The 232-nt window shown below is 48.3% G+C and carries 1 protein-coding gene; it reads left to right on the forward strand.

The window, feature by feature from the left end:
* Nucleotides 1–232: HTH domain-containing protein (locus tag LJE08_RS14575; protein ID WP_227403660.1), on the forward strand; the 232-nt coding region annotated here is incomplete at both ends.

The raw sequence follows: 232 nt of genomic DNA on the forward strand, positions 1-232 counted from the left end.
TGAGCTGCTTAAAATTTTCTTGCTTAATGAGCAGCAATGGATTTCAGGCAGTCAGCTGGCGGAGCGCTTAAAGGTCAGTCGCGAAAGCATCTGGAAAGGCGTCGCTGCCCTGCGCAGACAAGGACATCAGATTGAGAGTCAGCGAACGCTTGACTATCGATATTTAGGAACGGATCATTTGGATGCAGCGGTAATCAAGATGCAGACTCGCGATGAGTTTAATGGCGAGATT

Origin of the sequence: Holdemanella sp. DFI.5.55, from assembly GCF_020593575.1 — a bacterium.
In the GTDB taxonomy this organism is placed as follows: Bacteria; Bacillota_I; Bacilli_A; order Erysipelotrichales; family Erysipelotrichaceae; genus Holdemanella; species Holdemanella hominis.